At 60.7% G+C, this 13,261-nt stretch carries 12 protein-coding genes; 8 read left to right on the top strand and 4 right to left on the bottom strand.

Annotation, left to right across the window (positions count from 1 at the left end; all coding sequences use genetic code 11):
- Nucleotides 1–454 (bottom strand): contractile injection system protein, VgrG/Pvc8 family (locus HNO86_RS22860; RefSeq protein ID WP_256672724.1); only part of this gene is annotated, 454 nt, incomplete at its 3' end.
- Between the two features lie 237 nt (nucleotides 455–691).
- Nucleotides 692–1,405, bottom strand: a complete 714-nt coding sequence (locus tag HNO86_RS22855) for a UTRA domain-containing protein (RefSeq protein ID WP_175379196.1) — start codon at nucleotides 1,403–1,405, stop codon at nucleotides 692–694.
- A gap of 364 nt (nucleotides 1,406–1,769) precedes the next feature.
- Between HNO86_RS22855 and HNO86_RS22850 the strand changes: the two genes are divergently transcribed.
- From HNO86_RS22850 to HNO86_RS22825, 6 genes are all read left to right on the top strand, one after another.
- A complete protein-coding gene (locus HNO86_RS22850; RefSeq protein WP_175379195.1) occupies nucleotides 1,770–2,834 on the top strand; it encodes an ABC transporter substrate-binding protein in 1,065 nt (354 codons plus the stop codon).
- A gap of 139 nt (nucleotides 2,835–2,973) precedes the next feature.
- Nucleotides 2,974–3,780: an alkaline phosphatase family protein gene (locus HNO86_RS22845; RefSeq protein WP_175379194.1), complete on the top strand. Its 807-nt coding sequence runs from the start codon at nucleotides 2,974–2,976 to the stop codon at nucleotides 3,778–3,780.
- Nucleotides 3,781–3,785: 5 nt separating this feature from the next.
- Nucleotides 3,786–4,622, top strand: a complete 837-nt coding sequence (locus HNO86_RS22840; RefSeq protein ID WP_175379198.1) for an ABC transporter permease subunit — start codon at nucleotides 3,786–3,788, stop codon at nucleotides 4,620–4,622.
- Nucleotides 4,609–5,409: an ABC transporter permease gene (locus HNO86_RS22835; protein ID WP_175379193.1), complete on the top strand. Its 801-nt coding sequence runs from the start codon at nucleotides 4,609–4,611 to the stop codon at nucleotides 5,407–5,409. Before HNO86_RS22840 ends, HNO86_RS22835 begins: the two co-directional genes overlap by 14 nt.
- Nucleotides 5,406–6,395 (top strand): ABC transporter ATP-binding protein, encoded by a 990-nt coding sequence (locus HNO86_RS22830; protein ID WP_175379192.1) that lies wholly within the window; start codon nucleotides 5,406–5,408, stop codon nucleotides 6,393–6,395. The genes HNO86_RS22835 and HNO86_RS22830 overlap by 4 nt, the downstream gene beginning before the upstream one ends.
- Before the next feature lie 120 nt (nucleotides 6,396–6,515).
- A complete protein-coding gene (locus HNO86_RS22825) occupies nucleotides 6,516–7,169 on the top strand; it encodes an HAD family phosphatase (RefSeq protein ID WP_175379191.1) in 654 nt (217 codons plus the stop codon).
- Between the two features lie 149 nt (nucleotides 7,170–7,318).
- On the opposite strand, the gene HNO86_RS22820 is transcribed toward HNO86_RS22825, so the two are convergent.
- Nucleotides 7,319–8,281 carry a zinc-binding dehydrogenase gene (locus tag HNO86_RS22820; protein WP_175379190.1) on the bottom strand — a complete coding sequence of 321 codons (963 nt, stop codon included), beginning with the start codon at nucleotides 8,279–8,281 and terminating at the stop codon, nucleotides 7,319–7,321.
- Between the two features lie 138 nt (nucleotides 8,282–8,419).
- On the opposite strand from HNO86_RS22820, the gene HNO86_RS22815 reads away from it, so the two are divergent.
- Together HNO86_RS22815 and HNO86_RS22810 are read left to right on the top strand one after the other, a co-directional pair.
- The gene (locus HNO86_RS22815) at nucleotides 8,420–10,501 is read left to right on the top strand and encodes a carboxy terminal-processing peptidase (protein ID WP_175379189.1); all 2,082 of its coding nucleotides are present in this window, start codon (nucleotides 8,420–8,422) and stop codon (nucleotides 10,499–10,501) included.
- Between the two features lie 132 nt (nucleotides 10,502–10,633).
- Nucleotides 10,634–12,424 (top strand): bifunctional diguanylate cyclase/phosphodiesterase, encoded by a 1,791-nt coding sequence (locus tag HNO86_RS22810; RefSeq protein ID WP_175379188.1) that lies wholly within the window; start codon nucleotides 10,634–10,636, stop codon nucleotides 12,422–12,424.
- 202 nt (nucleotides 12,425–12,626) lie between these two features.
- Here the strand turns inward: HNO86_RS22810 and HNO86_RS22805 are convergent, their stop codons facing one another.
- A complete protein-coding gene (locus HNO86_RS22805; RefSeq protein ID WP_175379187.1) occupies nucleotides 12,627–12,950 on the bottom strand; it encodes a hypothetical protein in 324 nt (107 codons plus the stop codon).
- Between the last annotated feature and the right edge of the window lie 311 nt (nucleotides 12,951–13,261).

Here is a 13,261-nt window from a genome sequence, read left to right as displayed (position 1 = left end):
GATAGGCGAAACCATGGCGGCTGCGCAAAACATGCTCGACGATTTCCGGCACCGACTTGTGCTGGTAGATGCGGTATTGCCGACCCTTGTCGAGCAGGGCCAGACGGGGTTGCAGGGTGACTTGGTAGCGCGCTTCGTCGCGGGAGGCGGACAGGCGTTGCAGGCCAGTGATCACGCCGTGCAGGGTGCGCAGGGGTTTGATCTCGCGCGGCTTCTCCCAGGCGAACACCGGCCGGTTGGTGGGTGGCGGGTGCAGGCTGAAGCGGGCTTGCCTGCCGAGCAGTTGTTCGGCGGCCAGGTCCTGTTCAGTGCTGGTGAATTCGATGTGGTAGAGGAAGGGTTGGCTGAGGTGTTCCTGGCCGTCGAAGGCGAGGATGTCGAGTGGGGTGTCGAGGTTCTCGACCCAGAGTTTGTGGCGGGTGTGGTCGAAGAAGATGGGCAATGGATTGTTCAAGTTGAAACCTCCCTGGAAAGTTCAGGGAGGCTTCATTTCCACCCTGTTTGAGCGCTCGAAAAGCTCTCAAAAAGTAACGAGGGGTGGATATGGGAAATGTCTATATCGCGCGTAGGATCCGTCTCTATGTCTTAGCGCCTTAGCTGTAGGATTTTTCTACTTGTTGTCGAAGATGTCTCTCCTGGGTTGAAAATCGATGATCGCAGCCTCGCTTCGTTCGACAGCTCCTACAGAAAATCAGACCACATCCACCCCGACATGAATCGCATCATGCCGCCAGAACTCCAGATCGCAGTCGATCAGCCGTTCGTGCTGATCGTAATTGACCCGGGCAATGCGCAACCCCGGACTGCCCACCGACACCCGTAACGCCGCGGCCGCGTCCACCGACAAGGCCGTCGGCACGATCTCGAAGCGCACCCGCCCGTAATGCAGGTCGTAGTGCCGCGCATACAGCTCGGTGATCGACTGATTCAGATCGAGCTCTAGAATTCCCGGGAAATACTGCGGGTTCAGGTAGTGCTCGACGTACAGCACCAGCCGCCCATCGATGCGCCGTGAGCGGCAGATCTGGATCACGCTCGACAGCGCCGGCAACTGCAACCAGGCGCAGACCGCCGCCGATGCCGGCTGCAAGCGCGCAGAAATCACCTCGGTGGAGGGCACTCGCCCCTGGGCACTGACCATGGCGTGAAAGTGGCTGCGCTGCATCAGGTTGTAAGCCAGGCGCGGCGGCGAGACGAACCAGCCACGGCGCTCTTCGCGATAGATCTGCCCCTGAGACTCCAACTGCAACAAAGCCTCGCGCACCGTGATCCGCGTCGTCCCGAACAATTCACTGAGCTTGCGCTCGGCCGGCAATTTGCTGCCCGGCGCCAGCAAGCCGTGATCGAGTTGCTCCTGCAACACCTGGCCAATGGCGGTCACCGCTTTTGTTGCCTCATCACGCATCAATGTTACCTATCTGGACTAGACCAGCACCGTTGCGGGGCAGCACCACGCGAAAAACGGGCTTTTTGAACATCCTGCAAGCGTAGGCAGTGCAGATGACTGTGATGTGACAAACAACCGAACGGTCGTGCGTTCACTGCGCGTCAAAGCTTGCAATTAATCGGCCAGGCCCCTTGCACAGCGGGGGTTTGCCGATGGTCTACGCTTACCGGACACCCGCCAGTGCCGGGCAAATAAACGCCGATCCGGGCGACGAACGACATCAAAGTGTCATCGAGGGCCCTTAGATTGGCTCAGGTATTGCTGACCTAGACCAACCACAAACCGCAATCGCAGCGTTGAACACGACCCAAGGAGCTTTGGAATGAAAAAGTTTTTCCTGGCATCACTGTTAGGCTCGACCATTGCCATGTGCACCGCCGCCATGGCGGCAGACGATTTGAAAACCCTGGAAGCCGCTGCGAAAGCGGAAGGCGCCGTCAACAGCGTCGGCATGCCCGATGACTGGGCCAACTGGAAAGGCACCTGGGAAGACCTGGCCAAGAAATACGGCCTCAAACACATCGACACCGACATGAGCTCGGCTCAGGAAATCGCCAAGTTCGCTGCGGAAAAAGACAACGCCAGCGCCGACATCGGCGACGTCGGTGCCGCCTTCGGCCCGATCGCGGTTAAGCAGGGCGTGGTGCAACCTTACAAGCCGACCACCTGGGATCAGGTTCCGGACTGGGCCAAGGACAAGGACGGCAACTGGGCACTGGCCTACACCGGCACCATCGCTTTCATCGTCAACAAGAAGCTGCTGCACGGTTCCGAAGTGCCAACCAAGTGGGCTGACCTCAAGGGCGGCAAGTACAAGGTGTCCATCGGTGACGTGAGCACCGCGGCCCAGGCAGCCAACGGCGTTCTGGCCGCCGCACTGGCCAACGGTGGCGACGAGAAGAACCTGCAACCGGCACTGCTGCTGTTCGCCGACATCGCCAAGCAGGGTCGCCTGTCGATGGCCAACCCGACCATCGCCACCATGGAAAAAGGCGAGATCGAAGTCGGTGTGGTCTGGGACTTCAACGGCCTGAGCTACAAGGCCAAGATGGCCAACCCGGATGACTACGTGGTGCTGATCCCGTCCGATGGCTCGGTGATTTCCGGCTACACCACCATCATCAACAAATACGCCAAGAACCCCAACGCCGCCAAGCTGACCCGCGAATACATCTTCAGCGACGCCGGGCAGATCAACCTGGCCAAGGGCAACGCCCGTCCGATCCGCGCCGAGCACATCACCCTGCCAGCCGACATCAAGGACAAGCTGCTGCCGAACGAGCAGTACAAGAAAGTTACGCCGATCAAGGACGCGGATGCGTGGGAGAAGACCTCCAAGGCACTGCCTCAGAAGTGGAACGAAGAAGTCATTGTCGAGATGAAGTAATGCTTCATCTGTAGGAGCGAGGCTTGCCCGCGAAGAGGGACTGACATTCAACATTTGTGTTGATTGCAAGTCCGCCTACGCGAGCAAGCTTCGCTCCTACAGGTTTCGATTCCTTAATGTTCGCGGAGTGTTTGCCCCTATGAAGCACAACGTCATCCTTGTCGTGCTCGACGGCCTCAACCATGAGGTCGCCCGTCACGCCATGGGGCACCTGCAGGCTTATGTCGGCGCGGGACGCGCAGCGCTCTACAAACTGGAGTGCGCATTGCCGGCCCTGTCCCGACCGCTGTACGAATGCATCCTCACCGGCGTGCCGCCGATCGAGAGCGGCATCGTGCACAACAACGTTTCGCGCCTGTCCAACCAGCGCAGCATTTATCACTACGCCACCGACGCCGGCCTGAAAACCGCTGCGGCGGCCTACCACTGGGTCAGCGAGCTGTATAACCGCTCGCCGTTCGTGGCAGCCCGGGATCGCCACACCGACGATCCGCAACTGCCGATCCAGCACGGGCATTTCTACTGGAACGATCATTACCCTGACTCGCACCTGTTCGCCGACGCGGAAAACTTGCGCCTGCGCCATGCGCCGAACTTCCTGCTGATTCACCCCATGAACATCGACGACGCCGGGCACAAGCACGGCCTCGACACGCCGCAGTACCGCAACAGCGCGCGCTCGGCGGACATCATCATCGCCGACTACCTGCAAGGCTGGCTCGACGCCGGTTACCAGGTGCTGGTGACCGCCGACCACGGCATGAACAACGATCGCTCCCACAACGGCCTGCTGCCTGAAGAGCGTGAAGTGCCGCTGTTCGTCTTCGGCGACGCCTTCAGCCTCGATGCCGGGGCGGCGCCGAAACAGACCGACATCTGCGGCACCGTCTGCGAACTGCTGGGCGCGCCCCACGACAAACCCGTGTGCCGGGAGCTGCTCAAGTGAATGCCATGACTCGCGGCAAATGGCTGGCGGCCTTGTGCCTGGTGCCATTCGCCCTGTTCTTTTTCGTGTTCGAAATCGCCCCGCTGCTGTGGGTGATGATCAACAGCCTGGAATCGGAAGAATTCGGCTGGGGCCTGGCCAACTTCACCAAAATCTTCAGCTCGAAGTTCTATCTGCAGGCGATCCAGTACAGCCTCGAGATCAGTTTCTGGTCCAGCGTGTTCGGCATCATCATCGCGGTGCTCGGCGCTTACTCCCTGCGCCGGGTCGACTCGAAGCTGCGCAACTTCGTCAACGCCTTCGCCAACATGACCAGCAACTTCGCCGGCGTGCCCCTGGCGTTCGCGTTCATCATCCTGCTGGGCTTCAACGGCAGCTTCACCATCATGCTCAAGCAGGCCGGTCTGATTCAGGACTTCAACCTGTATTCGAAGACCGGGCTGATCATTCTCTACACCTATTTCCAGATTCCCCTGGGCGTGCTGCTGCTCTACCCGGCCTTCGATGCCCTGCGTGAAGACTGGCGCGAATCCGCCGAACTGCTGGGCGCCAGCGGCTGGCAGTTCTGGCGGCACATCGGCCTGCCGGTGCTGACCCCGGCACTGCTCGGCACCTTCGTGATCCTGCTGGCCAACGCCCTCGGCGCGTACGCCACGGTGTACGCCCTGACCACCGGCAACTTCAACGTGCTGCCGATCCGGATCGCGGCGATGGTCTCGGGCGACATCTCCCTGGACCCTAACCTGGCCAGCGCCCTGGCCGTGGTGCTGGTGGCGTTGATGACCCTGGTGACCGTCGTGCATCAGTTGCTGTTGAAGAGGAGCTACCATGTCTCGCGCTGAATCGGGCCCAGTCGCTGTCTATCACCGGGTCGTGGTCTATCTGCTGTTCGCCATCCTGTTGCTGCCGCTACTCGGCACCTTCATCTATTCGATCTCCAGCAGCTGGTCGGCCACCATCCTGCCCAGCGGCTTCAGTATCAAATGGTATGTGCAGCTGTGGAGCGATCCGCGTTTTCTCCACGCTTTCGGCCAGTCGCTGCTGGTGTGCATCGGCGCGCTGATCCTGTCGGTGGTGCTGATTCTGCCGCTGTTGTTCGTGGTGCATTACCACTTCCCGAAACTCGATGCGCTGATGAACATACTGATCCTGCTGCCCTTCGCGGTGCCGCCGGTGGTGTCGTCGGTGGGCCTGCTGCAGCTCTACGGTTCGGGGCCGTTCGCCATGGTCGGTACGCCATGGATCCTGATCGGTTGCTACTTCACCGTGGCGCTGCCCTTCATGTACCGGGCGATCACCAACAACCTGCAGGCGATCAATCTGCGCGACCTGATGGACGCCGCCCAACTGCTCGGCGCCAGCACCTTTCAGGCTGCGATCCTGGTGGTGCTGCCGAACCTGCGCAAGGGCCTGATGGTGGCGCTGCTGCTGTCGTTCTCGTTCCTGTTCGGCGAGTTCGTGTTCGCCAACATCCTCGTCGGCACCCGTTACGAAACCCTGCAGGTCTACCTCAACAACATGCGCAACAGCAGCGGCCACTTCACCAGTGCGCTGGTGATTTCCTACTTCTTTTTCGTACTGGTCATGACCTGGGCGGCCAATATCTTGAACAAGGACAAAAGCGAATGAGCTATGTCAGCGTCCAACATCTGCAAAAGAATTACGCCGGCACCACGGTGTTCAGCGACATCAACTGCGAGATCCAGAAAGGCGAGTTCGTCACCCTGCTCGGCCCGTCCGGCTGCGGTAAATCCACGCTGCTGCGCTGCATCGCCGGGCTGACGCCGGTGGACGGTGGCAAGATCCTCCTCGACGGTGTCGACATCGTGCCCCTGAGCCCGCAGAAGCGCGGGATCGGCATGGTGTTCCAGAGCTATGCGCTGTTCCCCAACATGACCGTGGAGCAAAACGTCGCCTTCGGTCTGCGCATGCAGAAGGTCAACGCCGACGACAGCCAGAAACGCGTGGCCGAAGTGCTGCGATTGGTGGAGCTGCAGGACTTTGCCACCCGCTATCCCCATCAGATGTCCGGCGGCCAGTGCCAGCGCGTCGCCCTCGCTCGCTCGCTGGTAACCCGCCCGCGGCTGTTGCTGCTGGATGAGCCGCTGTCGGCGCTGGATGCGCGGATTCGCAAGCACCTGCGCGAGCAGATCCGTCAGATCCAGCGCGAACTCGGCCTGACCACGATTTTCGTCACACACGATCAGGAAGAAGCCCTGACCATGTCCGACCGGATTTTTCTGATGAATCAGGGAAAAATCGTACAAAGCGGCGACGCCGAAACCCTCTACACCGCCCCGGTGGATGTGTTCGCCGCCGGCTTCATCGGCAACTACAACCTGCTGGACGCCGAGAGCGCATCGAAGCTGTTGCAGCGGCCGATCAACCACCGCATCGCGATTCGCCCGGAGGCGATCCAGCTGAGCCTCAACGGCGAGCTGGACGCTCAGGTGCGCAGCCACAGCCTGCTGGGCAACGTGATCCGCTATCGGGTCGAGGCCCGGGGCGTGGAATTGGTGGTGGACGTGCTCAACCGCTCGGGCGCCGATCTGCATCCCGATGGTCAGCGCCTGGCGCTTTCCATCGATCCGACAGCCCTGCGTGAGGTGGCTTGAGAGCAGCTGCAAGCTTCAAGCTTCAAGCTTCAAGCTTCAAGTCGTACACTGCTCGGCAACTCATCCCATTCTTGCAGCTTGAAGCTCACAGCTTGAAGCTGCTCTCACCGAGAGCCCCCCATGTCCCTGGCAATTTTTGATCTGGACGAAACCCTGATCCACGGCGACTGCGCCTCGTTGTGGAGCGAACAGATGGTCCGCCTCGGCTGGGTCGACGGCGAATCCTTCCTGCGTCGCGACAAGGAACTGATGGATGCCTACGGCAGAGGACATCTGGCGATGGAGGACTACATGGCCTTCAGCCTGGAACCCTTGATCGGCCGCACACCAGCAGAGGTCGAGCACCTGGTCGGCCCCTGGGTGGAAGACTTCATCGAACCGATCATCTTCAGCGACGCCACCAAGACCATCGCCGCCCATCGCAAGGCCGGCGACCGCATCCTGGTGATCTCGGCCTCGGGCGTGCACCTGGTCGCCCCGATCGCCGAACGGTTGGGCATCGACGAAATCCTGGGGATCGATCTGGAAGTGGTAAACGGTTTTTACACTGGCAAGACCGTCGGCACCCTGACCTACCGCGAAGGCAAAATCACCCGGTTGCTGGAATGGCTGGATGCCGAAGAAGAAAACCTTGAGGGCGCGAGCTTCTACTCCGACTCACGCAATGATTTGCCGCTGTTGCAGAAGGTGGACTACCCGCACGTGGTCAACCCTGACCCGACGCTGCGTGAGCAGGCCGAGAAGGCGGGCTGGCCGATCCATCTCTGGAAATAGCTATTACAAAACCCTGTGGAAACACTAAACCCTGTGGGAGCGGGCTTGCCCGCGAAGAGGCCGGTACATCCAACATCAATGTCGGCCTGACTGACGCCATCGCGGGCAAGCCCGCTCCCACAGTTTTTTGCCCACAGCTTCTGACGGTGTCAGCCCAGACTCGAATCAATCACCAACACCACCTTCCCCGCCACCGTATTGCTCGCCAACTCGGCAAACGCCGCATCGGCCTCTTCAATCGGGAAGGTTTTGGCCAGTTGCGGACTCAAGCGCTTTTCAGCAAACAACGGCCACACATGCTGGCTCAGATCACTGAACAGATCCGCCTTGAACTGATCACTGCGGCTACGCAAGGTCGAGCCCAGCAGTTGCACGCGCTTGGACAGAATCTGCGCCAAATCCAGCTTGGCCTCGCGCCCCCCCATCAACCCGATCAGCACCCAGCGCCCGTCACCAGCCAGCAGCTTCACGTTCAGCGCCGCATAATGACCACCCACCGGGTCGAGAATCACATCGAACGGCCCCAGCCCGCGCAGTGCCTCCATATCATCCGTGCGCACCACGCCGCCCTGGGCGCCGAGCGCTTCGCAATAGGCCAGGCGCTCGGCAGAGCCGACACTCACCCAGCACGGGTTGCCAAACGCCTTGCACAGCTGAATGGCGGCTGAACCGATGCCACTTGCCCCGGCATGCAGCAATACTTTCTCGCCCGGTTTGAGCGCCGCCAGTTGAAACAGATTCAGCCACACCGTCGCATAGACTTCCGGCACCGCAGCGGCTTCGGCCAGCGTCATTTCGTCGGGAACCGGCAGCACGTGCCGTCCGTCGACGACCACCTCTTCGGCCATCCCGCCCCCGGCCAGCAAGGCGCAAACCCGATCGCCCACCTGCCAGGAAGAGCCCGGCCCGACCTCGCTGATCACCCCCGAACACTCTAGACCGAGCACCTCGCTGGCACCCGGTGGCGGTGGATACAGACCGGCCTTCTGCAACAAATCGGCGCGATTGAGTCCCGCGGCCGCCACTCGAATACGAACTTGCCCTGCATCGCATGCAGGAGCGGGCTGTTCTACCCACGCCACTTGACCGTCAACGCCTTGCAATGCTTTCACAGTGCCTCCATAGTGAGTCTGGACTGAGCCCGAAGCGCTAGCGCCGGGCTTTTTGCATTATGCGACCGGCTCTTGTGGAACCGGCGACTTCAAAGACGGCCTAATATGCGTTATCAATTGTCCCCGCGTCGAATCAACATGAAGCGTTTGTTCCCCAGCACTGCCCTCGCCCTTTTCATCGGTATCGGCCTGCTGCCGTTGTCGAGCAGCTCCTTTGCAGCCAACAGTTGGGACAAGCTCCAACCCGATCGTGACGAAGTCATCGCCAGTCTGAATGTCGTGGAACTGCTCAAGCGCCACCACTACAGCAAGCCGCCGCTGGACGATGCGCGCTCGGTCATCATTTACGACAGCTACCTGAAATTGCTCGATCCGTCGCGCAGCTATTTCATGGCCAGCGACATCGCCGAATTCGACAAGTGGAAGACCCAGTTCGACGACTTCCTCAAGAGCGGCGACCTCAACGCCGGGTTCACCATCTACAAGCGCTATCTGGACCGCGTAAAAGCGCGTCTGGACTTCGCCCTTGCCGAGCTGAACAAAGGCGTCGACAAGATCGACTTCACCACCAGGGAAACCTTGCTGATCGACCGCAAGGACGCCCCTTGGCTCAAGTCCACCGCTGAACTCGACGACCTGTGGCGCAAGCGCGTCAAGGACGAGGTTCTGCGGCAGAAGATCGCCGGCAAGGATCCCAAGCAGATCCAGGAAACGCTGATCAAGCGCTACAAGAACCAGCTGGCGCGACTGGACCAGACCCGTGCCGAGGACATCTTCCAGGCGTACATCAACACCTTCGCCATGTCCTACGATCCGCACACCAACTATCTGTCGCCGGATAATGCGGAAAACTTCGACATCAACATGAGCCTGTCCCTGGAAGGGATCGGTGCCGTGCTGCAGAGCGACAACGATCAAGTGAAGATCGTGCGCCTGGTGCCGGCAGGCCCGGCGGACAAGACCAAACTGGTCGCCCCGGCCGACAAGATCATCGGCGTTGCCCAGGGCAACAAAGAAATGGTCGACGTGGTGGGCTGGCGCCTGGACGAAGTGGTCAAGCTGATCCGTGGTCCGAAAGGCACCGTGGTGCGCCTGGAAGTGATTCCGGCCAGCAACGCGCCGAACGACCAGACCAGCAAGATCGTGCCGATCACTCGCGAAGCGGTGAAGCTCGAAGACCAGGCCGTGCAGAAGTCGGTGCTCAACCTCAAGCAGGATGGCAAGGACTACAAGCTCGGCATCATCGAGATCCCGGCCTTCTATCTGGACTTCAAGGCGTTCCGCGCCGGTGATCCGGACTACAAGAGCACCACTCGCGATGTGAAGAAGCTGCTGACCGAACTGCAGAAAGAGAAAGTCGACGGCGTGGTCATCGACCTGCGCAACAACGGCGGCGGCTCCCTGCAGGAAGCCACCGAGCTGACCAGCCTGTTCATCGACAAGGGCCCGACCGTGCTGGTGCGTAACGCCGACGGCCGTGTCGACGTACTCGAAGATGAAAACCCGGGCGCCTTCTACAAAGGCCCGATGGCGTTGCTGGTCAACCGCCTGTCCGCCTCGGCTTCGGAGATTTTTGCCGGCGCCATGCAGGACTACCACCGCGCACTGATCATCGGCGGCCAGACCTTCGGCAAGGGCACCGTTCAGACCATCCAGCCGCTGAACCATGGCGAGCTGAAACTGACCCTGGCCAAGTTCTACCGCGTATCCGGCCAGAGCACCCAGCACCAGGGCGTACTGCCGGACATCGATTACCCGTCGATCATCGACACTAAGGAAATCGGCGAAAGCGCCCTGCCGGAAGCCATGCCATGGGACACCATCAAGGCGGCGATCAAGCCTGCGGTCGACCCGTTCAAGCCGTACATCACTCAACTCAAGTCCGAGCATGACGTGCGTACGGCCAAGGACGCGGAATTCGTGTTCATCCGCGACAAGCTGGCCCTGGCGCAAAAGCTGATGTCGGAAAAAACCGTCAGCCTCAATGAAGCCGAGCGTCGTGCGCAACACGCCGACATCGAAGCCAAGCAACTGGCCATGGAAAATATCCGTCGCAAGGCCAAGGGCGAAGAGCCGCTCAAAGAGCTGAAGAAGGAAGACGAAGACGCCGCGGCGGCCGAGCCGGACAAGGTCAAACCGGAAGACGACGCCTACCTGAGCGAAACCGGGCGTATCCTGCTGGACTACCTGAAACTCAACACGGCGGTGGCCAAGCACTGAGATGATGGCAATTTAGTGCTGACGCTCCCCGGATCGTCATCAAACAGTCATCATCCTGTCGTGAAATAAAGGACTGGGCATGCTCTCTTAACAAGAGCCCGCCCGGTCCTTTTTTTATCGCCAGAGAACGCCATGACCACAACCGAACAGCTGAGTGCGTTGAGCTCAATTCTGACTCAAGGCGGTTTGCACAGCCTGTTCCAGCCGATCATCAGCCTCTCTGAACGACAGATTCTGGGCTACGAAGCCCTGAGCCGCGGCCCGTCCAACAGCCCGCTGCATTCCCCCATCGCCCTGTTCGCCGTCGCCCGCCAGGCCGGTCGCCTGAGCGAACTGGAAATCGCCTGCCGACAGACCGCCTGCCGCCGTTTCAGCGAACAGCAACTGCCCGGCAAACTGTTCCTCAACGTGTCGCCCGAATCCCTGCTCGAGTCGTCGCATCAGCCCGGCCGGACCCTGCAACTGCTGCAGGACTACGGGATTCCGCCGAGTCAGGTGGTCATCGAACTCACCGAACAGACGCCGATCGACGACTTCCAGTTGCTGCAAAACGCGCTGCATCACTACCGGGCGATGGGGTTTTCCATTGCGCTGGACGACCTCGGTGCGGGCTATTCGAGCCTGCGCCTGTGGTCCGAATTGCGCCCGGATTACGTGAAGATCGACCGGCATTTCATCGACGGCATTCATCAGGATGCGCTCAAGCGCGAATTCGTCGGCTCGATCCTGCAGATCGCCAAGGCGTCACGGGCGCAGGTGATCGCCGAAGGCATCGAATTGCCGGAAGAACTGGCGGTGCTGACGGAAATGGGCGTCGATCTGGTCCAGGGTTATCTGCTCTGCCGCCCCCAGGAACATCCATCACGGGATGCGCGCAGCCTGATGCCGAGGCAGGACAACACCTCAGTGGTCCTGAGCGAAGAAGCCAGCGACCTCAGCGCCCTGCTCAACGATCAGCCCGCCGTGGGCCGCGATACGCCGACGGCGACCGTGCTGGAAGCCTTCCGCCGCCAGGCCAACCTGAACTCGCTGGCGGTGCTGGACGAGCACGGCCAGCCCTGTGGCATCGTCCATCGGCATTCACTCTCGGATGCCCTGCTCAAGCCGTTTGCCACCGACCTGTTCGCCCGCAAGCCCATCAGCCGTTTGATGAGCGATGACTTTTTGGCCGTCGAGATGAGCCAGTCGCTGCAACAGGTCAGCCGCCTGATCACCAGCCGCGCCCGGCAGCGTATCGAAGAAGATTTCATCATCACCCTCAACGGCGGCTATCTGGGCCTTGGCCGGGTAATCGATGTGCTCAAGCTGATCACCGAACTGAAGATCCAGCAGGCCCGCTACGCCAACCCCCTGACCCTGCTGCCGGGCAACGTGCCGATCCAGCAATGCCTGACGCGGCTGCTGCAACAGCAAAGGGAGTCGGTGATCTGCTACGTCGACATCGACAGCTTCAAGCCCTTCAACGACATCTACGGTTACGGACGAGGCGACGAAGTGCTGCTGTGCCTGGCGCAGTGCCTGAACGACCGCGTCGACCCGTCCCGGGATTTCGTCGGCCATATCGGAGGTGATGATTTCCTGCTGGTGCTCGGTCCGGAGGATTGGCGCAAACGTTTGAACCAGCTGCTGGAGGACTTCCAGGGCCAGTGCCGGCGCTTCTACCGCAGCGAACACCTCGAAGCCGGCTGCTTCATCGCCCCCAACCGCCAGGGCGTGCGCCAGGAGTTTCCACTGTTGTCCCTGTCCATCGGCGTGGTGCATTTGCACCCCGATACCTGCACCACGATCGATGCCAGCCAACTGGCGGAAATGGCTTCCCAGGCCAAGCATCACGCCAAGAATGTGCCGGGTTTCAGCGTGCATGTGATTGATAGCCTGGTGGCGTCGGTGCGTGAGGTTGAGGCGCTGGAAGGGCATCGCTGACCGGCCTGACGCCTTCGCGGGCAAGCCTTGCTCCTACAGGGTTTGTGGAGTGTCAGGCATTTTGATGCTGGATGTGCCGGCCTTTTCGCGGGCAAGCCCGCTCCCACAGGTATTGCGCTGTCACAGGCTTCACTCGGTCCCTGTGGGAGCGAGGCTTGCCCGCGAAGAGGCCGGTTCAATCGACACAAACATCCGGCTCTAACTACTCGGTAGCCATCCGCCGCAACCGCCGCCTCACCACATCCAGCACATCACACCCATCGCGCAACGGAATGGCGAGCAGCAGGGCAAAGTCGCTGAGGATGAAGGATTCGCATTCGATCGAGCCGCGCATGGAGAGATTCTCCAGGACCTCCGTCACGGCACGGATTCGATAGCTGGCCGCGTCCATCAGGGCATCGAGCGGCGCGTGGGTGTCGACGAACAGCGTGGGCATGTCGTTGCAGTTGCCGGTCATGGCCATGTAGCGGTTGTCGGGGTTGGGGCTTGGCTTTTCGTAGGGTGGATCGGGAGTCAGTGTTTTCATCGATTTATTCCTAACGTAGAGATGGATGACGCCCACCATCGCTTCCACGCAATGGGTGGCGGCTGTGCACAGGTGTGGAAGACCGGGACGTTAGGCACCCGGCGCGCTCGAAAGCGCCCCGCGCACAGCCACCATGAAACATCGACGATAGAACGCCGAACTGGCGGCACTTGATGCGCCTAACGATAGAGGGCTTCCACACCCTGCCACTGAATGTGCAGTGACATCCCAAAGGCTATCGTCGAGCATCACGCTCCACCAGTTCATGAACTTCGCTACAACTTGAAGGAAACCTCCTACGACGCCGAGCG

The sequence above is a fragment of the Pseudomonas sp. C1C7 genome, from assembly GCF_013359595.1.
Classification (GTDB): Bacteria; Pseudomonadota; Gammaproteobacteria; order Pseudomonadales; family Pseudomonadaceae; genus Aquipseudomonas.
This window is presented reverse-complemented; position numbering and strand designations above follow the sequence as displayed.

Bases quoted from the DNA above. Each gene is read 5' to 3' on its own strand.
- HNO86_RS22850 (WP_175379195.1), top strand. From the start codon at position 1,770: ATGAAAAAGTTTTTCCTGGCATCACTGTTAGGCTCGACCATTGCCATG.
- HNO86_RS22830 (WP_175379192.1), top strand. From the start codon at position 5,406: ATGAGCTATGTCAGCGTCCAACATCTGCAAAAGAATTACGCCGGCACC.
- HNO86_RS22805 (WP_175379187.1), bottom strand. From the start codon at position 12,950: ATGAAAACACTGACTCCCGATCCACCCTACGAAAAGCCAAGCCCCAAC.
- HNO86_RS22815 (WP_175379189.1), top strand. From the start codon at position 8,420: ATGAAGCGTTTGTTCCCCAGCACTGCCCTCGCCCTTTTCATCGGTATC.
- HNO86_RS22835 (WP_175379193.1), top strand. From the start codon at position 4,609: ATGTCTCGCGCTGAATCGGGCCCAGTCGCTGTCTATCACCGGGTCGTG.
- HNO86_RS22810 (WP_175379188.1), top strand. From the start codon at position 10,634: ATGACCACAACCGAACAGCTGAGTGCGTTGAGCTCAATTCTGACTCAA.
- HNO86_RS22845 (WP_175379194.1), top strand. From the start codon at position 2,974: ATGAAGCACAACGTCATCCTTGTCGTGCTCGACGGCCTCAACCATGAG.
- HNO86_RS22840 (WP_175379198.1), top strand. From the start codon at position 3,786: ATGACTCGCGGCAAATGGCTGGCGGCCTTGTGCCTGGTGCCATTCGCC.
- HNO86_RS22855 (WP_175379196.1), bottom strand. From the start codon at position 1,405: ATGCGTGATGAGGCAACAAAAGCGGTGACCGCCATTGGCCAGGTGTTG.
- HNO86_RS22825 (WP_175379191.1), top strand. From the start codon at position 6,516: ATGTCCCTGGCAATTTTTGATCTGGACGAAACCCTGATCCACGGCGAC.